This window comes from Sphingomonas koreensis (genome assembly GCF_002797435.1).
Lineage (GTDB): Bacteria > Pseudomonadota > Alphaproteobacteria > Sphingomonadales > Sphingomonadaceae > Sphingomonas > Sphingomonas koreensis.
Window position 1 is genome coordinate 2,690,566 of sequence record NZ_PGEN01000001.1, and the last position, 21,399, is coordinate 2,711,964.

The window sequence follows — 21,399 nt, forward strand, 5'->3', positions numbered from 1 at the left end:
GCGCCTCTCAGGCGATCTCCGATGATTGCGCGCCTGTGTATGGTACGGCAAGAGCCAAGCTGCCGGGTTCCAACTGTAAACCCGGGACCGCGCATCAGGCCGCCAACGGGTAGATGGGCCGATCTGCTTCAAGACTCTGCGTCAGAAACTGCTGCATCGCCGCTTTTCGGGCGTCGCGGTCTAGGGCGTAGCTGGTTCGGTTGACTTTCACCCCGTCAAGCAGCGCCTGAATGTAGCTCGCGATCGTGTCGGCGGCCATGACGAGCGCTGTATCGACCGTGTGGATGTAGCGGCTGGTGATCGTGCCGCGCGAATGCCCAACGAGAGCGGCTATGGTCGATTCGGTGAAGCCGAGATCGTTGGCGACGCTCGCGAAGCTGTGCCGGAGCACATGCAGTGTAACGCCTTTGAGCGGAGTGCCTCTAATCAGCTTCTCCCAGAGCTTTGGGAGCCCGATGAGCGGCTTGCCCTCTTCCGTCCCGGCAAACACCCAAGCGCTCTCATCCTCCGACATGAGCGGCTCGAGCAACTCGACGACCGGTAGCCCGATCGCGCGGGTCGACGCGCCTTCCTTACTGTCCACTAGCCGGATGCAGCTCCGCTCTGGATCGACTTCACCGCTCTTGAGAAAGATGACCTCACCGCGGCGGCACCCGGTCATAGCGATAGTGCGGACCATCCTCGCGGTCGTCGCGAACTGCGGGTCGTCCGATGCCGCAGCCAGGAGGCTCCCCAAGGTCCGATATTCGCGCTCGGTCAGGCGCCGGTCGCGGACGCGATCCTTCGGCTTTTGGACGCCATGGACCGGGTTCTTGTCGATGATGCCCTCGCGGATTGCGTATGTGAGAATGCCGCCTAGAAGGCCTACGCCGCGCGAGCCGGTTCCGATTCCACCTCGCACGATCGCGCGACCATGCTTACGCGTTTTGACGTCGGTCCGCGTCTTGCCGTTGGCCACGTCACGCAGAAACTTCGTGATGTCAGCCTGGGTCAAATCTTGGACCCGACGATTGCCGAGCAGCGGGAGGATGTGTCGGCTAATGCGGCTCCGGTCGATGTTCAGCGTGGAAGGCTTCTTGGGCCGTCCTCCCTTCCCGGGCACCAAGCCGGCCTCACAGTCGGCGAGGTAGCGGGTGCAGAGTTCCTTGACCGTGATCGCCTTGGTGTCGAACTGCTTTTGCTCGGCGGGGTTCTCGCCCTGCGCGATGCGGCCGAGCAGGATACGCGCCTCCTTGCGGGCCGCCTCCGGAGCCCAGACCCCATGCGCGCCGATGGTGAAGCGACGGGTCCGCCCGCCAGCGCGATACTGGACGAGGTAGCTGCGCTTGCCCGAACGGAAGACCCGCAGGCCAAACCCTGCCAGATCGTCGTCCCATATGAAATAGTCGGCTGCACCCGGCTCTGCCTGATCCACGATGCGCTTGCTGAGCTTTACCATTTGACCTACTCACGCGGCCTCTAAACCGCTTCCAAGGGTTGTCCCGCGGAAGCACCACGGAAGCACCTGAGCGGAAGCTCGGACCTGTTGTAGGATACTGACTTCGGGCAGTGGCGCCAGAAAACTGAATGATCCCTGTGGTTTATCGCGCAGTAGCGTGGAAAGAGAAACCATAGCGAAGGTCAGCTTTTTGGGCTCCGAAGGCAGAGGCCACAGGTTCGAATCCTGTCGGGTGCGCCATCTTTCGCATTGAGCTTCTTTTTTTCAGTCACGGGGCGCTGTGCCAGGCGAGCCGCTTGCGCAGATGGCCGTCCGCTTCTTAATCTCGTCGCCGCATCGGCGATGCCGGCTGGACCCGAAACAGGATTGAGGCGACGGTTGATGGCCGTCGCCCGGCTTCCTACCAGCTCAGAACGACCTTTCCGGCGCGGCCCGCGCGCATCGCATCGAAACCCTGCTGGAAATCGCGCGCATCCAGGCGATGGGTGATGAGCGGCGACAGGTCGAGCCCGCCGCGAATCAGGCCGAACATCTTCTGCCATGTGCCGAACATCTCGCGCCCGTAGACGCCGCGAATGGTGAGCGCCTTGAGGATGATGTCCGACCAGGCGACATCCATCGACCCGCCCGGAATGCCGAGCATTGCCAGCCCGCCGCCCATGCGCAGCGCGCCGATCGCCTGGTTGATCGCCACCGGGGCGCCCGACATTTCCAGCGCCACGGCAAAGCCGTCGTCGATGCCCTCGGCCGCCATCACCTCGCGCAGATCTTCTTCCAGCGTGTTGACCGGCCGAACGTCGGCGAGCCGGGCGGCGAGATCGAGCCGATAGGGGTTGATGTCGGTGATGACCACCGACCGCGCGCCGGCGCGCCGCGCGACCGCCGCGGCCATGATTCCGATCGGCCCGGCGCCGGTTACAAGGACGTCCTCGCCCATCAGGTCGAACTGCTGCGCGGTGTGGACCGCGTTCCCAAACGGATCGAGCAACGCGCCGACATCGTCCGACACGTCGTCGGGAAGCGGCACCACGTTGAAGGCGGGAATGCACAGATAGTCGGCGAACGCGCCCTGCCGGTTGACGCCGACGCCAACCGTACCGGGGTCGAGGTGAAACCGGCCCGCGCGCGCCGCGCTGCTGTCGAAGTCGATGATATGCCCTTCGCCCGACACGCGTTGCCCGATGCACAGGGGGCGCGTGACGGCCTCCCCGATTTCGACGATCTCGCCCGAGAATTCATGGCCGACGATCATCGGCACCGGAATGGTCCGCGCCGCCCAGTCGTCCCAATTGTAGATATGGAGGTCGGTGCCGCAGATGGCGGTGCGCCGGACGCGGATCAGGATATCGTCGGGACCGGGCGTGGGCACCGGTGCTTCCGTCTCCCAGATGCCTTCGCGCGCGTGCAGCTTGGCGAGGCCGCGCATGGTCGCGCAGCTGTGAGCGGCGCGGGGCAGCGATGTGGCTGGGATGGCGTTCACGGGATCAGGTCCAGCTTGCGGCCGACCGAAACAAAGATGTCCGCGGCCTGTTCGACTTGATCGGCCGTCAGGCCCGCCGACATCTGGGTGCGGATGCGCGCCTTGCCGTGCGGCACCACGGGGAAGGAGAAGCCGGCGACCAGCACGCCCGCGTCGATCAGCTCGGCGGCGGCGCGTTGCGCCTTGGCCGCGTCGTGCAGCATCACCGGGATGATCGGATGCTCGCCGGGCAGCAGGTCGAAGCCGGCATGGGTGAGGCGGTCACGGAACAATGCTGCGTTGGCCGCCAGGTGCCGGCGCAGCGCGTCGCCCTCGTCCGAAGCGGCGATCCCGATCGCCGCAAGGCTGGCGCCGCAAATGGCGGGCGCGAGCGCATTGGAGAAGAGATAGGGCCGCGCCCGCTGGCGGAGCAGGTCGATCACCGGCTGGCGCGCGGCGACGAACCCGCCCATCGCGCCGCCCAGCGCCTTGCCATAGGTTCCGGTGAGGATATCGACCTTGTCCGCGACGCCGCGGAACGCACCCGATCCGCGCCCGCCTTCGCCGATGATGCCGGTCGCGTGGCAATCGTCGACCAGCAACAGGGCGTCGAACCGCTGGGCGAGCGCCGCGATCTCGTCCAGCGGCGCGATGGCGCCGTCCATCGAGAAGACGCCGTCGGTCGCGATCAGGATCGTCCGTGCGCCGTCCGCGCGGGCGGTCGTCAGCACTCGCTCCAGATCGGCGATGTCCGACGTCGCGTAGCGATAGCGCTTGGCCTTTGACAGCCGGACGCCGTCGATGATGGAGGCGTGGTTGAGCGTGTCGGAGACGATCGCGTCCTCGGCGCTCAGCAGGGGTTCGAAGACGCCGCCATTGGCGTCGAATGCGGCTGCGAACAGGATCGCGTCGTCATAGCCGAGATAGGCGGCGGTCTCGGCTTCAAGCTGCTTGTGGAGGGTCTGGGTGCCGCAGATGAAGCGGACCGAGGCGAGCCCGGCGCCCCAGTTGCGCGTGGCCGCGATCGCCGCTTCGACGACGCGCGGATCGGCGGCAAGGCCGAGATAGTTGTTCGCACAGAGGTTCAGCATCGACGGGGGGCCGCCCTCGATGCGCACGGCGGCGCCCTGCGGGGTCGTCAGCACCCGCTCGGGCTTCATCAGTCCGTCGGCACGGATTGCGGACAGCTCTGCTTCGATACGATCGTAGAATCCACCAGCCATCGTGGCACTCCCTCATCCTGAGAAAGCGCAAATACGGTATAATGGACCATAAGTCCACTATACTGGAATCTAGCTGGCGACGACCAGCAGCGCACGGGCGCGGCGTTTCGCCTTGTTGGTGATCCGGTGCGGCACATCGGCGGCGTAGCGCGCCGTGCTGCCCTGCGGCACGGCGACCTTCTGCGTGCCGGCCTCGACTTCGAACGTGCCTTCGAGCACGGTCAGATGCTCGCGCGTTCCCTTGGCATGCGGCTGCGAAACCAGGCTGCCGCCGGGCTCGAACCGCAGTTCATACCATTCCAGCGTCTCCGCGTGATTTGCGGGGCTGAGAATGCGCAGCGTGCAAAGCCCGTCATCGGTGCGGATCTCGGGGGTGAACGCCTCGCTCGCCACCTCGATCTGGTCGCGCGCTTCGCGGGCCGTGACGCCGATCAGTTCGGCGACGTCGACCTTGAGCGCGTTGGCCAGCGACCAGACCGTGGCGAGCGTCGGGTTCGCCTGACCCCGCTCGATCTGCGACAGCATCGATCGCGATACGCTCGACATCCGCGCCAGGTCGTCGAGCGTCAGCGACTGCCGCTTGCGAAAGGCCTGAATAAAGGGCCCGATCTGGGGCGACCCGTCAGACGACATCGCGGTGCCGTTGCGCGCGGACGGGGCGTGCAATTCTCATGGACATTGCTTGCCGCTACCGCATTCCGGCGGAAATGTCGCCATTCGGAGCGCGTGATCCCGAAGCCGGCGATTGGTCTGGAGCCCGTCCAGGTGATGCGATCGCGGCCCGGGAGTCGCCGCCTTCTCTCCGGTCTGCCAGGATGTCGGTGTTTCATACGTTACGACGGCGTTGGCTTCCCTCAGTTTCTTCGCGATACATGCCGGCCTGTAGTCGATACGCAAGTCGACTTCCGCTCTCCTGTCTGTCCATTGGCGTCGTGGTCCCGGGACTCTATCGGTCGCGTATTAGACGTGCGATGCCTGTACTTGTTACAAAGTGATCGATACCTCCATTCGGGAGCGATCAATTTACCCGCCTACCCGAAATAAATATTTATTTACCATATTGGGTAATTCTCCCCCTGTAGCCGCGACAGGCAGGCGGCTCATGGGTGAGGTATGAATAGCGGGATTGTTATCATGGCGTTCGATCCGAAAAAATGCCGGGATACCGCCGGCATTGGTGGTCCTGCATCCCATTCCTCGCTCGTCGGTGGCTCCTGGCCTCGTCCGGAGCCGCCTTCCTCGTTGAGGAGTGGTGACAATGACCAGATCATCGCTGATTTCGTTCGTTCTCGCGGCATGCGTCCCCGCCCTGGTGCCGGTGGCGCCGGCCTGGGCGGCCAGACTTAGAATTTCGCCGATCGGGGTCCATCTGACGGCAACCGAGCGGGCCGGGGCCATCACCATCGTCAATACCGACGATCGGCCGGTCAACCTTCAGCTCCGCATCTACGAATGGTCCGAGCGCGAGGACGGTCAGGAGCAGCTCGACAGGACCGACGACATGATCGTCAGCCCGCCGGCGATCACCGTGCCCGCGGGGGCGTCCTACACGATCCGCGTCGCCCGGCCGATGATCGCCCCCGTGAATGGCGAGCTGGCCTATCGGTTGCTGATCGACGAACTGCCGCAACCCGACGATCCCCGCACGACGGGGCAGGGCGTCAAGATGGTGCTGCGCAACTCCCTCCCTGTCTTCGTGACCGACGCGAAGGCGATGGCCGAACTCAAATGGGCCGTCTGGCAGGACGAGGCTGGGGTGCATGTCCGGGCCGAGAATCAGGGCAAGCGTCATGCGAAGATCGTCAACCTGATGCTTCAGACCCCGTCGGGGCACCCGCTCAGCTTTGGCGGGGGGCTCAACGGCTATGTGCTGGGCGGAGCGACCCGGGTCTTCACTCTCCCCGTCGATGCGCCGGGCGCAGGGGCGCGGCTTCGCGACGGCGACAGCGTCAGCCTCGTCGCGAAGAACGACGCGCTCGACGTCAAGGCCGCCATCGTCGTCGGCAGGCGCTGAGAGGGGCGGGCGGAGACCGGGCGGTGAGACGCTCCCGGCCCTTTCTTGTCCTTGCCGGCATCCACGCCGCTTCGCTGCCCTGCGCGGCGCTGGCCGCCGGTCTCGACGCCGGCCGGCCGGCCGCGTCGGCGCCGGAACGGACGGAGTGGGAAACGCTCCTGCTCGCGGTGATGCTCAACAGCGCGCGGACCGGCGTCCTGCTGACGGTGCTGAAACTGCCGGACAAGAGCCTGCTTGCGCGCGCCAGCGAGCTGCGCGCGCTTCGCGTCCAGGTCGATCCCCGGATGGTGAAGGACGATCTGGTCGCGCTCTCGGCGATCCCGGGGCTGAGGTTCGCGTATGACGAGCCCAGCCAGACGATCGCACTCACCATCGGCGAGCAGTCGCTCGATCCCTATCGGATCGAACTCGGCACCGGCCGGCGTGCGTTCGATGCCGGCCAGCTTCGCTCGACCCCGGGCGCGATCGTCAACTACGCCATCTATGCGACCCAGACGCGGGAGAGAACAGCCGTCGCCGGTACGGCGGGTTTCCGGGGCATGATCGGCGGCAGCGCCCTCACCACGGATTTCAACTTCAACAGCGACAGCCGCTGGGACGGCAAGGGCATCGTGCGGCTTGAGAGCGGCTGGCGGCTCATCGATCCGGAGGCAGTCCGTTCCTATGCGGTCGGCGACTTCGTTTCGAACGCACTGCCCTGGTCGAACAGCGTGCGGCTGGGCGGGGTTCAGATCGCCAGCGCGTTCGAACAGCGTCCCGATATCGTCACCACGCCGCTGCCGCGCTTCGCCGGATCGGCGGCGTTGCCGTCCACCCTCGATCTCTATCTGGATCAGCAGCGGATATTCTCCGGAGAGATTCCGTCCGGGCCCTTCGATATCCAGTCGCTGCCCCAGGTCTCCGGCGGAAAGGTCCGGCTGGTGACGACCGACCTGAACGGGCGTCAGGTCGAGATCGTGCGGGACTATTATTATGTCTCCTCGCAGCTTCGGCCCGGCCTTCTCGAATATTCGCTGGACCTCGGGTTTCCCCGCCGCGATTTCGGTTTCGCGTCGTTCAGCTACGACAGCAACTTCTCCGGATCCGCATCGGTTCGCTACGGCCTGACGGGCGCCACGACGGTGGAAGGTCATGTCGAGGGTGCGATCGACGGCCTCGTCAATGGCGGGGTCGGCATCGTCCAGGGACTGGGCGGTCACGGCGCGTTGACCGTTTCCGTCTCCGGCAGCCGGTACAAAGGCTATGACGGCGCCCGCATGGCAGTGAAGGCGGAAGGGCGCATCGGCCAGCTGATCCTCTTCGCGGGCACGGAACGCAGCTTCGGCGACTATTTCGACCTTGCCCGCGTCGCGATGGTGCGGGACCGGCAGCGCCGCGGCATCGCCGGGTCGGACGATCTGGCATCGGCGCCGGCGCGCGCGACGACCATCACCCGTGCCGGCCTGTCCTTCGGGCCCGTGCTGGGCGGCACATCCGTGTCGCTCAACTATAACGACATCCAGGATCGCAATCGCGGCCAGCGTCTGGCCAACATGTCGCTCTCCAGGCCCATTTCGGGCCGCGTCACCGCCTATGTCAGCGCCTATTCCGATCTCGATCGCAGCAACAGCTTCGGCGCCTTCGCGATGCTGAACATCCGGATCGGCAGATCGACCATGCTGACCGCGAGCGCGGAGCGCGACGGCGGGCGCACCGCCTTTGAAACGCAGCTGGAGGGGCTGGCCGGGCAACGCCAGGGCGATGTCGGATGGGGCCTTTCCAACCGCGCCATCCTGGACGGTGAGGATACGCGCCGCGCCTATGTCAGCTATCGTGCTCCCGAGGCGCTGGTCCGGGCGCGCATCGTTCAGTCGGGCGAGGACTGGCTGGCCAGCCTCGAGATGGAGGGCTCGGTCGTCGCCGCAGGCGGCGGCGTGTTCCTGGCCAATCGGATCGGCGACGGCTTCGTCATCGTGAAGAATGCCGGCCCTGGCACGGAGGTGCTTCAGGGCGGCGTCCGGATGGGGAAAACGAACGATGCCGGCCGGGTCCTGCTGCCCGATGTGGTGCCTTACTATCCGCAACAGATCTTCCTCGATCCGGCCACCATGGCCGATGGCTGGGAGGCCGGCGCGACCGAGCGGATCGCCGTCTCCGGCTATCGCCAGGGTGCGGTCGTCGATTTCAGCACCCGGCGAGTCAACAGCGCCCTGGTCGTGCTCCACGACGGCGCCGGCCGGCCGATCGAGGCGGGCTATGTCGCCGCCGTCGAGGGCGGTGAGACTGCCGTGATCGGCTATGACGGCGAAGTCTATCTGCGCGGCCTCGGGCCGGTCAATCGAGTGACGGTCGATCGCGGCATCGCCGGGCAATGCCACGCCACCTTCTCCTATCGGGATGGCGGGTCACCGCAGACAAGGATCGGACCCCTGACATGCCAGTAACAGACACGCAGCCTAGCTCTCTGCCGCGCCGGCTGATCGCCATCCTGTCGGCCTTCGGCCTTGGCACACAGGCGCTGTCCGGGTCCCTCCTGGCATTGCCGGTGCTGCTGACGGCAACACCGGCACAGGCGGCCTGCACCAACAGCTCGGGCGCGTCGCAGAACCGGACCTATACCTACACCGTCGCCAATCTCGGCAACGAGGCGCGGATCGACTTCCCGTTCGTGATCACGTGCAACGGACTGCTTGACGGTCAGAATGTCTGTGTCGGGGCGACCTATACGCGCAGCGCCGTCAATGGATCGAACAGCGTCACCATGCGCCTCGATGCCGCCATTCCCGCGCACAGCGTAACCATTACCGATATGGACAATGCGGGCGGGATGTACGGACCCTATGGCGCGCTGCTGGCACTCGGCCCCTCATCGACATCGACGACGATCACCAGCGTCGTCCCCGCCGGGGCCGCCAGCGGGAAGATGGCGGGAACCTATACCAACAGCTTCACCATCTATCAGGCCAAGACGGCGACGACGCTGCTTGGTCTGTGCGGCCTTTTCGGCGCGCTGACCGGTGCACAGGCTTTCGGCAACTACACCGCGAACTTCGTCGTACCCAAGATGTGCACGCTCAACGCGACGCCAGCGATCAACTTCAACAACGTCACCAGCATCGGCCCGACCGCAGCCCGGATCGACGCGCAGGGCACCGTGACCGTCGAATGCAACACGCCCTACACCATCTATATCGGCGACGGGCAGAACCGGGTCGCACCCGGATCGGGCAACCGCCAGATGGCGCAGGGCGCAGCGCGGTTGCCCTATCAGCTGTTCAAGGATGCCGCGCGCACCCAGGTCTGGGACGCGACCGGCGGTACCGCCGTGATCGGCGGCAGCGGCGGGGTTTCGGATCCGGGCACCGGGGCGCCGCAGAGCAAGACGGTTTACGCATCGATCCCTGCAGGAACCACGCTGCCCGTGCCGGGCACCTACACCGACACGGTGGTGATCACCGTGACCTACTGACGATCATCCGGAGAGCGCGCATGTTCGATACGGCCAGACGAAACGGAACCCGGCTCGCGCTGGTGGTGCTTGCCTGCACCGTTCAGTCGCGACCGGCCTTTGCCGATACGGTGACGGGAAACGGCACGGTCACCGCGACGGTCACGGCGACTTGCGATCTCGTGGCGACGCCGACCATCGCCTTCGGGACGATCGGCGGTCTCGGCACGCTTGCGGCCGATGTGACCGCGCAGGGCACGATCACCGTCATCTGCAGCACGGGTGCCAGCTACACCATCTACATCGGTGACGGCGCCAACCGGGTCGCGCCCGGCAGCGGCAATCGCCAGATGGCGAATGGTGCCGGCCGGCTCCCCTACCAGCTCTACAAGACCAACGCCTATGCGGAGATCTGGGACGCGACGGGCGGGACGAGCACGACGGGCGGCAGCGGCGGGGTCAATGGCACGGGTACGAGCGCCAACCAGAATCACACCGTCTATGGAAGGATCGCAGCGGGGACTGCGGTTCCTTCGGTATTGGGCAATTATGCCGATACCGTTCTGATCACCGTTACCTATTGATTCACATGTTTGAGTCAGAATGCGACTCACAAGAATGAAGACATGGAGAAGTGCACCAGTTGATTTCGGGATAGGATGGAAGAAATGAAAAAGATGACTGTGATTGGCGCAGTTGCCCTGATGGCATCGGCGACACCTTCATTCGCTCAGGACACCGGATCGCTGGATGTAACAGCAGAGGTGCTGTCATCCTGTAACATCACATCGACGTCGACGCTTGCGTTCGGGACGGTTGATCAGGCGGTCGCCAACATCGACAATCAGGGGTCGGTCAGCCTGGTCTGCACGGCCACGACGCCCTGGGTTCTCCACACCGACGACGGCATCAATGCCGCGGGCGCGCAGAAGCGGATGAAGCATGCGTCGCAGGCCGACACGCTCAACTACGACATCTTTGCCGACGCCGGCCGGTCCGTCCCGTTCCCCACCGTAGCGGGCACGCCCGGCGCCGGCCCGGCCAGCGACACCGGTAACGGCCAGTTGCAGATCGTTACCGTGTTCGGACGCATCCCGTCGGGCCAGACGCTGCCGCGCCCCGGCAACTATAGCGACACGCTCACGGTCACCGTTTCCTATTAGGAACACCTGATCTGTTTCACGGCGACCTGTAACGGCTGGGCGGCGCGCCGAGCACGCGCTTGAACATCGTCGAGAAATTGCCCGGCCCGTCATAGCCGAGATCATAGGCGATCGACGTGACCGGTTCTCCCGACGCGAGTTTCGGCAGGGCCACCGACAGGCAGGCCTGCTGGCGCCACTCCGCGAAGCTCATCCCCGTCTCGCGGCGGAAGAGGCGGGTGAAGCTGCGGCGGTTCATCGCCAGGGCATCGGCCCATTCGTCGATCGTCGCGGCGGCACTCGGGCGTTCCAGAAAGGCATGGCATCGCCGCGCAAGCGCGGGGTGCGTCGGGAAGGGGACCGCCAGCGGGATCATCGGCGCTTGATCGATCTCCGCCATCAGCAAGCGCATCACCAGGCCGTCGCGCCCGTCGATCTCATAGTCCGGCGCGACGCCGGCGGCAGCCGAGAGCAGGTGACGAAGCAGCGGCGAAACGCCGACGATCTGGCATTTTTCGCCTCGCCCCGGACATTCTCCTGGTTCGACCAGAACGCTGCGCGTCTGGACCGCGCCGACCATCCGGACCGAATGGGGCGTGCCGGCAGGGATCCAGACCGCGCGCTCGGGCGGCGCGACCCAGGCGCCGTCGGGGGTGCTGACCGCCATCACCCCGGTCGCCGCGTAGAGAAACTGGCTGCGGCGATGGCGATGCTCGGCCAGCTCGAACGAGTCCGGGAAGGCGTGGCCGATCGCGATCACTGGCCGCGCGACATCGTCATTCTCGTCCGGATAGAAATCCATCCTGTCCCATTCTCAGAAATGAATGGCTCACGCAACGAAGCGGGAACAGTTTCCGCTTGGTAGGGGCACGCCGGCAACCGACCGAAAGACCCCGTCGTGACCCAGTCCACCGCCAGCCTGATCGCCTCCCCCGATATCGCCCCGCCGGCGATGTCCCGACCCGACGGATCGAAGCTGGTGGTGCAGATCGTCGGCGCGGTCGCGGTTGCGCACCTTCTCAACGATCTCATCCAGGCGGTGCTCCCGGCCATCTATCCGATGCTGAAGGAGAAGTACCGGCTGAGCTTCGGACAGATCGGCTGGATCGCTTTGGTCTACCAGTTCACGGCCTCGCTGCTCCAGCCGTGGATCGGCCTCTACACCGACAAGCGGCCGCTGCCCTATCTGCTGCCGCTCGGAATGGTCGTCACCCTTGCCGGGATCGGCGGGCTGGCGATTGCCGGAAGCTACGCCGCGCTGATCCTCGCGTCCGCCGTGATCGGCGTCGGTTCGGCGACCTTCCATCCCGAGGCGTCGCGAGTCGCCCGGATGGCGTCGGGCGGCCGCTTCGGGACGGCGCAGTCTGCCTTTCAGGTCGGCGGGAACACCGGTTCCGCACTCGGGCCCATCATCGCATCGGCGATCGTCCTGCCGTTCGGGCAGACTTCGGTGGGCTGGCTCGCCTTCGCGGCGATCGCGGCGATCTGGGTCCTGTTCGGCGTCACCCGGTGGCGCGTGCGCCATAGCCTGGCGCAGACCGGCACGGCGGCGATCTCCACCGCGTCGCCGCACAGCCGCCGTGAAATCGTCCGTGCGCTCTCCGCGATCGGCATCCTGATGTTCGCCAAGTTCATCTATATCGGCGCGTTCACCAACTACTTCACCTTCTACCTCATCGAGCGGTTCGAGCTGACCGCGCGCGAATCGCAATTCTACCTCTTCTGCTTCCTCGCCGCGGTCGCCGTGGGCACCTTTGCGGGGGGACCCGTCGGCGACCGGATCGGGCGCAAGGCCGTGATCTGGGCGTCGTTCCTGGGAGTCGCCCCCTTCGCGATGGTCCTGCCCCATGCCAATCTGTTCTGGACGGCAGGTTTCGCCATCCTGATCGGCCTCATCATGTCATCGGCATTCGCCGCGCTGGTCGTCTATGCTCAGGAGCTCGTCCCCGGCCGGGTCGGGCTGGTGTCGGGGCTGATGTTCGGCCTGATGTTCGGGATCAGCGGGGTCGGGGCGGCGGGCCTCGGTCAGCTCGCGGACCTCAACGGCATCGTCTGGGTGTATAAGTTCTGCGCCTATCTGCCCTTGCTCGGCCTTGCCACGATCCTGCTGCCGTCATTCGAAGGGCGCAAACCGCGCGACGCAGAGGTTCAGTCGAGCACCGTTTCGTAGCGCGGGTCGCGCTCCACGGCGCGCGCGGCGTCGGCCTCCGCCCCGCGAATGTCCCCCTGCTGCCGCCGGAGGAGGCTTCGATAGTAATAGCCGCGCGCGGCATGGGGGGCATGGCGCACCGCCAGATCGAGATCGGCGGCGGCACGCGTCAGCTCGCCGTTGCGCTGATAAGAGAGCCCGCGGTTGAGATAGGCGAAGGCGCGCTTAGGTTCGAGCGCGATCGCCTGGTCGAACGCCCGGACCGCGGCGTCCCACTCCCCCTGCCATGCCAGTGCCAGCCCATCGGCGAGCCGGGCCGCGGCGATGCCCGCATCTCCCTTTGCGGCCGGGTTTACGAGATGCTTGCAGCCGCTCAGGCGCTGCATGGGGTCGTGCACGGTACAGGCATTCCAGTCGCCGCGGCGCGAAGCTGCGCGTGAGCGGGGCAGCCGTGCTCCGGTGACCACAACGCCTTCGTCGGTTGCCTCGGTCTTCTCGGCCATGCTCAAGGGGGCTGCGGCTTCCATGGCAGGACGCGGCGTCCGCCCGGCCGTCGCAACGATCGAGGGTGTGTCTGTACGCGCCTCGGCCATCGGCGGTGGAGGAGCGGCCGGAGGCGGAGGGGCCGGCGGGGCGAGGCGGGGTGACGGCGCCCGCTCGAGCCGGGAGGCCAGCATCTCAGGTTGCGCGGTTTCGCTGCTGGCCGTGGCCGTGTCGGCCGCGGGGGGCGAAGCGCCTGCCCCACGCGTCGCGGGTGCGGAAGGAGCGTCCGGGGTTGCAGCAGGCGGTTTCGCCGGGCGCGCCGGCCCCGGGGCCTGTGGGGAATCTGCGCGCGGGTCCGCCTTCGCCACGCGCTCGGCGACCGGGGCTTGCGATCGCGGGGCGGGCGGGGTGCGGGGCGGCGTCTCCAGCGCAATCGGGACGGTGATCATCGCGACGAGCAGGATCGAGGCGAAGGCGCCGGCCTGCCCCCAGCGCGATTTCCACAATGGCGGCCGGGCAGGCATATGCTGCGGTTCGGCCGGTGCGTCGGCGATGCCGTCGAACCGCCGCATCGCTGCCGCGATCGCAGCCTCGCGCCGGGCCGGGCGCGGCGGCGGCGCCTTGGGGAGCAGGCCGGAAAGGCCCTCGTCGCCCATTCAGGCCTCCCGCCCGGCGCGCGCGCAGGGACCGGGGACAGGATCAAGGCTGGGGACGGCCATGATCGACCTATAGCGGCAATCGCTGCCCGGTCGAAAGACCATCGCAAGGCAAGCGGGTTGGCGACAGGGTGCCACGGGCGGCGGCACCCTGTCTTTCCTCATTGTTCGAGCGCTGCCATCGAACGGGCGGTCTTCGCGGCGCGCACCAGCTGGAGGAACTCGGAGCGATAGCCGAACTCGTCCGGGCCGCGCGCGCCTCCTGCCATGCGGATCACGTCGTCGAAGGTCAGCTTCCCATTGTGGCGGCCGCCGCGGAGCAGTTCGGCAAAGCCTGCGACCGCAACCGCGAATCGCGCGTCCTCCGGCGCCTGTTCGAACCGAGCGAACCGCACCCGCTGATCGATCGGGGTCGATATCAGCCGGCTCGTGTCCGACTTGGGCAGCTTGTACCGGATCTTGACGAAGCCCAGTTCGCTGGCGAGCCCCGCGGCCGCCGGCATGGCCTGCGCATAGCGCGAATCGCTGCTCGTGCGCGGTCCGCCGACCGGCACGATCTCGTAGATCGCGGTCACCGTCTGGCCCGACCCGACATCGCCGGCATCGACCTTGTCATTGTCGAAATCGTCGCGGTTGAGCAGCCGCGTCTCATAGCCGATCAGCCGGTATTCGGCGACGGTCCGGGGATTGAACTCGACCTGGATCTTCACATCCTTGGCGATCGGGAACAGGGTCGAAGTGGCTTCGTCGACCAGCGTTTTCCGCGCCTCGCTCACGGTATCGATATAGGCGGCGGCGCCATTGCCGTTCTGCGCCAGCGTCTGCATCAGCGCGTCATTATAGTTGCCCATGCCAAAGCCGAGCACCGACAGGAACACGCCCTTGCCGCGCTCGCGCTCGACAAAGCCCTTGAGCTCGTTCTGGTCGGTGATACCGACGTTGAAATCACCGTCGGTCGCCAGGATCACCCGGTTCACGCCCTTCGGATCGAAATTCTGCGCGGCGAGCGCATAGGCCTGGCGGATGCCCTCGGCGCCGGCGGTGCTGCCTCCGGCACCGAGCCGATCGATCACGGCCAGGATCTTGTCCTTGCGGCGCGCCGGCGTCGGCTCGAGCGCGGTGCCCGCGGTGCCGGCATAGGTGACGATCGCCACGCTATCGCCGCCGTCGAGTTGATCGAGCAGCATCGCCAGCGATTGTTTGACCAGCGGAAGCTTGTTGGGCGCGTTCATCGAACCCGAAGTATCGACCAGGAAGACGAGGTTTGCGCGCGGCCGCGTCGCATGATCGATCTTGAAGCCCTTGACGCCGATCCGGACGAGCTGGCGGCCGGGCGACCAGGGGCTCGGGAACACCGCCACATGCGTGCTGAACGGCTGGTTCGCGGCGCGGGCCGGGGCGTAGTCATAGGGGAAATAGTTGACCAGTTCCTCGGTCCGCACCGCCGCGGGTTGCGGCAGCATATTCTGGTTCAGCGATGCGCGGACGAAGGAATAGGATGCGGTATCGACATCCAGCGAGAAGGTGGAGACCGGCGCTTCGCGGACGATCTTGAAGGCATTCTGTTCGGTCGCGGTGAACTTGTCGCGTCCGACATCCTGATAATAGGGACGGCTGATCCGGGGCTCGTTCCACGAGCGGGAAACACGGCTCGCCGTCATCACGACGGATGGCGGCGGCGGCGGTGCCGGCGGCGGAGAGGCGAGCGCCACCCTCCGGTCCGGCTCGGAGCGGCCGAGATGCGCGGCCGTCACGACGACCTCCGCGGCCTCCGCCTTTCCGGATTCCTGCGCGGCATCCGCCGCCGACGATATCGGTTTGTCCGATCTCGGGCCGGCGCACGATGCGACGAGCGCCAGCGCGAGCCCGGTCGCGATCACCTGGGGCAAACGGGGCATGACTTTCTCCCTTGGTTGCAGCGGGCATCATCGTCCGCATCCCCCTTCGACGCGCAGCGCCGGGAAATCCTTGGGTACGAATCTCGAATATTTTTCGGACGCCGGATTCGCGCGTTTCAGATGCCGGCATCCGGCCGGCCGGCAAGCATTCGCCGCACCTCGTGCATCCGCCACGATACCGTCGCTTCGGCGATGCCCAGGATCGCTGCGGCTTCGGCATGGGTCAATTGCTGTCCCGCGACCAGCACGACCGTGTCGCGATACGCCGCGGGCAGACCGGCGATCGCGCTCTTCACCCACATCGCATCGTGCAGGTCGCGCCCGTCCGGTCCGCGCGCCAGCCCGGCGAGCACCGACAATCGCCGGGTGAAGCCGCCGAACGATCGGCGGCGGCGATGCAGGTCGCGGCATGCGTTGAATACGATCCCGCAAAGCCAGGTCGTGAACCGGGCCTCGCCGCGGAAGGTCCCGATCCGCTCGACCAGAACGCAGCACACGTCCTGGGCGATGTCATCGGCATCGGCACGCGATCCGGTCAATTGCCAGGCAAGGCCATGGATCCGGTCATAGTGGCGCTCGAGCAGCAGGCCGAATGCCTCCCGATCGCCCGCAAGCGCTCCGGCCAGCAGGTCGGCATCGGGATCGTCGCTTCGATCCGCCATGGCCTATACGCAAGTCCGGCGGCAGCCGGACGCCGCCCGGCACAGAGCGGCGCGACCGCATCGACTTTCGCACCCGCGCGCCACGGCGTTCCCCGACATGGCCGGGATTGTGCACGATTTGCAAAGCCAAGGCCATCTGCACCGGTCGGTCGGGCCGAGATTGCCGACGCGGTTGCTGTGCAGATGCTTGCGGTTCACCCCGTTTGAAGAGAAGGCGCTCCGCTATGGTGGGAACGCCGCTAGTCGCGTTCGAGCAACTCCTCGCGGATATGCACCGCCTGAAGCGACAGTCGCACCTCGACCAGGAAGGCGATCAGCCCGGCGGTGAGCAGAAGCATCGACGCGATGAAGGTCACCGCGACCACGCCGCCGATGTCGAGATGGATCAGCGTCGCGCCGAACATCAGCGCGACGACCAGGCAGATCAGGATCGCGCTCGCGACGCACAGCCAGATCGACTTGTTGATCACCGACAAGCGCCGGTCGATCAGCCGCAGCTCCCAGACGTGGCGATCGTGTTCGGCACCCTGCGATACCGGATGAAGCTGCTCGATCTTGCGCGAGCGGTCGACCACGCGCGCCATGCGGCCGATCAGTACGTTGAGGATCCCCGCGATACCCGCGAGCAGGAAGACGGGAGCGATCGAGACCTGGATGGTGGCGGCGACGGTCGAGAGCATCGGAGACATCGCGCGACTGTATGATTGCGGGGCGTTTCCGCCAAGCCGACTTGCACCCATTGGTAACGGATTCCCAGTATCGCGCGTGCTATGACAAGGCCGATGCCCCTCGCCGAGTTCACCCGTTTGCCTCCGCTGCTCACCGTGAGCATCGGGGATGGCCTGTCCAGCGCGCTCGATCTTGTGGCGGATCATGCCGCGCCGACGCACCGGTTCCTGCGCTATGGCTGGTTCGCCGCGGCGCTCGCCGCCTATGGCGGCTCGGCCCGGACGCTGACGGTGGCGCGCGAAGGCGTACCCATTCTCGCAGTGCCGCTGGTGCGCAAGGGGCCGGGCTTTCTCGGCATGCAGGCGGTGCCCGGCTGCTACTGGCCCTTCCGCAGCTTCCCGGTCGCATCCGACGCCGATGCCGACGCCTTCGAACTGCTGCTCGACAGGCTCGAGGCGCGGGCGCTGCGCATCGGCCCCGTCTATGACGGCGATCCGGCGCTTGAAGGATTGCGCGCGGCGGCGGCGGCAAGGGGCTGGGTCGCGCTCGACCGGTTCGTGGCTGAGAGCTTCCTGCTCGACATGACGGGGCTGCGCGACGAGGGAACCTGGCCGCGCAATTCGACGCTGCGCAAGAACCGCTTCCACGAAAAGCATCTCGCCGAGCATGGCGAACTCGACTGGAGCTTCGTGTCGGGTGCGGACTGGAATGCGGAGGCCTTCGATGCGCTCGCCGCGGTCGAGACCAAGAGCTGGATCGCATCGCGCACCGACGGCCGCGACGCCAAGTTCACCGATGACGGGCATGGCGGCTTCTGGCGCGCCGCCGCCGCCGATCCGGTGATCGCGAACATGATGTGGGCGGCGCTGTTGCGGATCGACGGCGAGCCTGCGGCCTTCTCGTTCGACATCAACGCGGGCACGCTCAAATACGCCATCGCCAACAGCTACGACCCGCGCGTCGCGAAACACTCGCCCGGCAAATTGCTCTATTACCGCAACCTCGTCCGCGCGCTCGACGACGGGATGGAGACGGTCGACTGGGGCGCGGGCGACAGCGGCTACAAGCGCACGATCGGCGCCGAAGCCGGACCGGCGATCCGCGACTGGCTGTTCGTGCGGCCGGGTATGTCGGGGATGGCAGCACGGCTGCTCAAGGGCTGGTGGCGCCGCAGCGGCAATGCCGAGCGCTAGACAAAAAAGCGGCCGCGGCGAGTAATCGCCGCAGCCGCAGGTCTAGCCACCCCGAGAGGGGGTCTCGTGAAACTTCAGACCTTGACCAGCCGGATCGCGATGTACGGCTTGCCCGGCAGCTTGATGCTCGGCCGGGCGGGGTCATGGACGTCGTAATCGTCGCGCTGCTGCATCCTGAACACGCCCTCGATCGGGGTGATCGTCATGTTCCAGGTGTCGATGATGTCGATGCGGAAGCTGTTCTTGGGATCGCCGCCGCGGCCGGGGAGGACGACCTGCCACTCGGTCGGCGTGTCGGTCCCGAAATACTTCAGATAATATTCGTGCGGCACGCCGCCCAGATGATAGTTCCACCAGGGCTGGATCGCGTCGATGCCAGGGGCGGGGCCGTCCTCCATGATCTTGCGCAGAAAGGCGAGGCGCGGGGCGCTGGTGCCCTTGAGCACGCCGCCCTGACCCAGCCAGGAGAAGTCGGCATTCTGGGTCGGGTCATAGGTCTCGCTATGGCCCACATAAGTGCCGCCGATCAGCCCCCACCAGAAGCGCTCGACCATCCCCTGTCCGTCGAGATTGCCCCAGCGCTTGGTCGAATTGCCCTCATAGACCACCTCGTCGAAGATGATGGGCTTGAGCGTCATCGCGCGGTGCAATTCGGCGCGCAGATCGTCGAGCACCGCCGCGCCGTTCTGGACGCTGGCATGGGTGATCCAAGGCTTGCGGTGGTCGTAGTAAGTGTTGATCTGGTGGATCGACCGCAGCCGGTCGTGCGGGTCGGCCGCGACCAGCACCTCGAACAGATGGTCCCAGTCGTCCATCGACTTGGTCTTCACCGCATCATATTCGTTGGCCATCGACCACCAGACATGGCGGTAGGCGCCCCAGCGCGCCGCGCAGTAGCGGACGAAGCGCTCGTCGTCCGCCCGCTTCATGTCATTGTATCCGCGCTTCTCGTCATAGGGGTGGAACAGGATGACGTCCGCCTCGATGCCGAGCGCGCCGAGCTTCGCGATGCGATCCTCGTAGCGGCGGAAATAATCGGGGTCGAAGCGCGTCGCGTCCCAGTCGCGCGGTCCCTTGCCGGTGCGGACATAGGGGTTGGTCGCGACCGATTCGACGTTCGGCGTGACCAGCATCCGCAGCTTGTTGAACGGCGCGGTCCTGAGCGTTTCCAGCGTCTGAGCGCATTTGGCATCGGACTGGAGTGCCCAGCTGTAGCAGGTCGTGCCGATCTGCCGGAACGGCGTGCCGTCGGCATAGGCGAAGTGATAGCCGTCCTGTGTCACCCGCACCGGGCCGTGATTGCCCGCCGACGGGGCGACGCAGTCGAAGCTGCCGCGCTTGTGCGCCATCTCGCTCGCGCTGCTCTCGGTCTCCCAGCTCCAGCGACCCAGTTCGGGCGGGCTGAAGCGGATACGATAGACGCCCTTGCCGTCGTAGAAGCCGGGGACGCGGATCGTGCGCCCCGCGCCCTTGAACACCGCGGCGATCCGGACGTCGTCGAACGGATTGCCGGTCTGCGGCCCTTCGAAGACCAGTTCGTGCACGCCCCAGCGTTCGGTGCGTGCCGTGCCCTGCCCGAAGGCAGGGGTCGCGGCGGCACCGGCGGCGATGAGGCCGGACTTCAGGATATTGCGACGCGACACGCTCATGCCGCGCGCTCCGCGTCGAGCTGCTCGAGCGACTTGCCCTCGTTGCGCGGCGCCCAGACGAAGCCGATCACGCCGCTGATCGCTAGGAAGCCGACCAGGATCCAGGCAAGCGTGTGGAAGCCGGTCGCGACCAGCGCGGGCACGAAGAAGCTGAACACGCCGAGCACGATACGCACGATCGCGAACATGACGCCCTGCGCCGTGGCGCGCAGCGCCGTCGGGAACATCTCCGAGCTCCACAGCTGGAAGAAGCTCTGTGCGCCGAAGCCGCCGCCGACCGACATCAGGAAGACGTGGATGATCGCCACCGGCAGCGTCAGCGGGAAGATCGCGAGCAGCGCCATGCCGATCACCTGCGTGACGGCCGAGATGCCGAACAGCAGCCGCTGGTTCACCCGGTCGGCCAGCTTCATGAAGATGAAGAAGATCGACGCCATGCCAAGCAGGAAGCTCAGTGTCTGGACCGCGACCGACACCACCTGGGTCTGGCTGCCGACGGTGCTCAGGATATAGGGAAAGAAGAAGCCGTTGGTGCCGGCCCACAGATTCCAGAACAGATAGGTGCCCGCCAGGAACGCCATCGATCCGATATGCTGGCGGGTGAACAGGTCCTGCCAGCGGCCGCGCTGTGCGGTTTCCCCGCTCTTCTGCGCCTCCACCCAGCGCTGCGATTCCTGCATCTTCGAGCGCAGGAAGGTGAGCGCGATGGCAAGGATGGCGAGGTGGGCGAAGATGATGCGCACGCCGAGCAGGCCGAGCTTGTCGAGCACCAGCGCCATCACCAGCACGACGACCGGGCCGAGATACCAGAGCAATTGCGCCACGCCGCTATGCTTGCCGCGCTTCTTGTCGGGTGCCATTTCCGCGATCAGCGACCAGCTGGCGGGAATGTCCGCGCCGACGGCGAGGCCGACCAGGAAGAAGCCGATGATGACCATCCACGCGTTCATCGCGAACACCAGCCACAGCATGCCGAACGCGTAGAAGAGCATATCGTACTGGTAGATCTTCTTGCGCCCGAGCAGGTCGCACAGCCGCCCCCCGATCAGCGCGCCGATCCCCGCCGCGATCGCATTGGGCCCGAACGCGGCGATCAGCCCCAGCAGGCTGTCGTCGAGGCCGTATTCCTTCTTCCACAGCGCCAGCGCGACGGCGCCCGCGACGATCGACCCGGCATCGATGTAATTGGCGAGTCCGGCAAGGATCGTGTTCTTCCAGTCCTCCCGATCGGCAGATGCACTGCTCATATTCTATGTCTCCAGGGCTAGTGGCTGACCGTTATGTCTCCGTCGCGGCCTCGACGGTAATCCGAAAACAGAGCGACAGGGGAGGCGCGC

The 21,399-nt window shown here is 66.3% G+C and carries 18 protein-coding genes; 7 read left to right on the top strand and 11 right to left on the bottom strand.

Translation table 11 applies throughout. The features are described from left to right. Positions 1 to 94: 94 nt before the first annotated feature. The 4 genes from BDW16_RS12855 to BDW16_RS12870 all read right to left on the bottom strand — a co-directional run bounded on the left by BDW16_RS12855 (position 95) and on the right by BDW16_RS12870 (position 4,786). Positions 95 to 1,438, bottom strand: a complete 1,344-nt coding sequence (locus BDW16_RS12855) for a tyrosine-type recombinase/integrase (protein WP_066572002.1) — start codon at positions 1,436 to 1,438, stop codon at positions 95 to 97. Positions 1,439 to 1,838: 400 nt separating this feature from the next. Continuing rightward, positions 1,839 to 2,918 carry an L-threonine 3-dehydrogenase gene (gene tdh, locus BDW16_RS12860; protein WP_206432814.1) on the bottom strand — a complete coding sequence of 360 codons (1,080 nt, stop codon included), beginning with the start codon at positions 2,916 to 2,918 and terminating at the stop codon, positions 1,839 to 1,841. Continuing rightward, positions 2,915 to 4,120, bottom strand: a complete 1,206-nt coding sequence (gene kbl / locus BDW16_RS12865) for a glycine C-acetyltransferase (protein ID WP_066571996.1) — start codon at positions 4,118 to 4,120, stop codon at positions 2,915 to 2,917. Before kbl ends, tdh begins: the two co-directional genes overlap by 4 nt. A 69-nt stretch (positions 4,121 to 4,189) precedes the next feature. Further along, positions 4,190 to 4,786 carry a helix-turn-helix domain-containing protein gene (locus BDW16_RS12870; RefSeq protein WP_198585790.1) on the bottom strand — a complete coding sequence of 199 codons (597 nt, stop codon included), beginning with the start codon at positions 4,784 to 4,786 and terminating at the stop codon, positions 4,190 to 4,192. A 592-nt stretch (positions 4,787 to 5,378) separates the two neighbouring features. Here BDW16_RS12870 and BDW16_RS12875 point away from each other — a divergent pair. From BDW16_RS12875 to BDW16_RS12895, 5 genes are all read left to right on the top strand, one after another. After that, on the top strand, positions 5,379 to 6,134 hold the full coding sequence (locus tag BDW16_RS12875; RefSeq protein WP_066571988.1) for a fimbrial biogenesis chaperone: 756 nt from the start codon (positions 5,379 to 5,381) through the stop codon (positions 6,132 to 6,134). A gap of 23 nt (positions 6,135 to 6,157) precedes the next feature. Further along, the gene (locus BDW16_RS12880; RefSeq protein ID WP_066571985.1) at positions 6,158 to 8,557 is read left to right on the top strand and encodes a fimbria/pilus outer membrane usher protein; all 2,400 of its coding nucleotides are present in this window, start codon (positions 6,158 to 6,160) and stop codon (positions 8,555 to 8,557) included. Next, positions 8,548 to 9,582: a Csu type fimbrial protein gene (locus tag BDW16_RS12885; RefSeq protein ID WP_157926342.1), complete on the top strand. Its 1,035-nt coding sequence runs from the start codon at positions 8,548 to 8,550 to the stop codon at positions 9,580 to 9,582. The genes BDW16_RS12880 and BDW16_RS12885 overlap by 10 nt, the downstream gene beginning before the upstream one ends. Before the next feature lie 20 nt (positions 9,583 to 9,602). Beyond that, a complete protein-coding gene (locus tag BDW16_RS12890; RefSeq protein ID WP_066571979.1) occupies positions 9,603 to 10,145 on the top strand; it encodes a Csu type fimbrial protein in 543 nt (180 codons plus the stop codon). A gap of 84 nt (positions 10,146 to 10,229) precedes the next feature. Beyond that, positions 10,230 to 10,724: a Csu type fimbrial protein gene (locus BDW16_RS12895; protein ID WP_157926343.1), complete on the top strand. Its 495-nt coding sequence runs from the start codon at positions 10,230 to 10,232 to the stop codon at positions 10,722 to 10,724. Positions 10,725 to 10,740: 16 nt separating this feature from the next. On the opposite strand, the gene BDW16_RS12900 is transcribed toward BDW16_RS12895, so the two are convergent. Then, the gene (locus tag BDW16_RS12900) at positions 10,741 to 11,505 is read right to left on the bottom strand and encodes an AraC family transcriptional regulator (protein WP_066571969.1); all 765 of its coding nucleotides are present in this window, start codon (positions 11,503 to 11,505) and stop codon (positions 10,741 to 10,743) included. A 96-nt stretch (positions 11,506 to 11,601) separates the two neighbouring features. Between BDW16_RS12900 and BDW16_RS12905 the strand changes: the two genes are divergently transcribed. Beyond that, the gene (locus tag BDW16_RS12905) at positions 11,602 to 12,873 is read left to right on the top strand and encodes an MFS transporter (protein WP_083954095.1); all 1,272 of its coding nucleotides are present in this window, start codon (positions 11,602 to 11,604) and stop codon (positions 12,871 to 12,873) included. Here the strand turns inward: BDW16_RS12905 and BDW16_RS12910 are convergent. From BDW16_RS12910 to BDW16_RS12925, 4 genes are all read right to left on the bottom strand, one after another. After that, entirely contained in the window at positions 12,852 to 13,991 is a 1,140-nt protein-coding gene (locus BDW16_RS12910; protein ID WP_066571967.1) for a tetratricopeptide repeat protein, read from the bottom strand. The genes BDW16_RS12905 and BDW16_RS12910 overlap by 22 nt on opposite strands. A gap of 161 nt (positions 13,992 to 14,152) precedes the next feature. Continuing rightward, the gene (locus BDW16_RS12915) at positions 14,153 to 15,889 is read right to left on the bottom strand and encodes a vWA domain-containing protein (protein WP_083954094.1); all 1,737 of its coding nucleotides are present in this window, start codon (positions 15,887 to 15,889) and stop codon (positions 14,153 to 14,155) included. Positions 15,890 to 16,005: 116 nt separating this feature from the next. Continuing rightward, positions 16,006 to 16,551 carry an RNA polymerase sigma factor gene (locus BDW16_RS12920; protein ID WP_066571966.1) on the bottom strand — a complete coding sequence of 182 codons (546 nt, stop codon included), beginning with the start codon at positions 16,549 to 16,551 and terminating at the stop codon, positions 16,006 to 16,008. A 239-nt stretch (positions 16,552 to 16,790) separates the two neighbouring features. Continuing rightward, complete coding sequence (locus BDW16_RS12925; RefSeq protein ID WP_066571964.1) at positions 16,791 to 17,240, bottom strand: DUF2721 domain-containing protein; 450 nt, start codon at positions 17,238 to 17,240, stop codon at positions 16,791 to 16,793. 93 nt (positions 17,241 to 17,333) lie between these two features. Between BDW16_RS12925 and BDW16_RS12930 the strand changes: the two genes are divergently transcribed. Next, complete coding sequence (locus tag BDW16_RS12930) at positions 17,334 to 18,413, top strand: GNAT family N-acetyltransferase (RefSeq protein ID WP_241230549.1); 1,080 nt, start codon at positions 17,334 to 17,336, stop codon at positions 18,411 to 18,413. Positions 18,414 to 18,487: 74 nt separating this feature from the next. Here the strand turns inward: BDW16_RS12930 and BDW16_RS12935 are convergent, their stop codons facing one another. Beyond that, a complete protein-coding gene (locus BDW16_RS12935) occupies positions 18,488 to 20,062 on the bottom strand; it encodes a DUF5060 domain-containing protein (RefSeq protein WP_066571956.1) in 1,575 nt (524 codons plus the stop codon). Next, positions 20,059 to 21,309, bottom strand: a complete 1,251-nt coding sequence (locus BDW16_RS12940; protein WP_066571954.1) for an MFS transporter — start codon at positions 21,307 to 21,309, stop codon at positions 20,059 to 20,061. The genes BDW16_RS12935 and BDW16_RS12940 overlap by 4 nt, the downstream gene beginning before the upstream one ends. Positions 21,310 to 21,399: the final 90 nt, after the last annotated feature.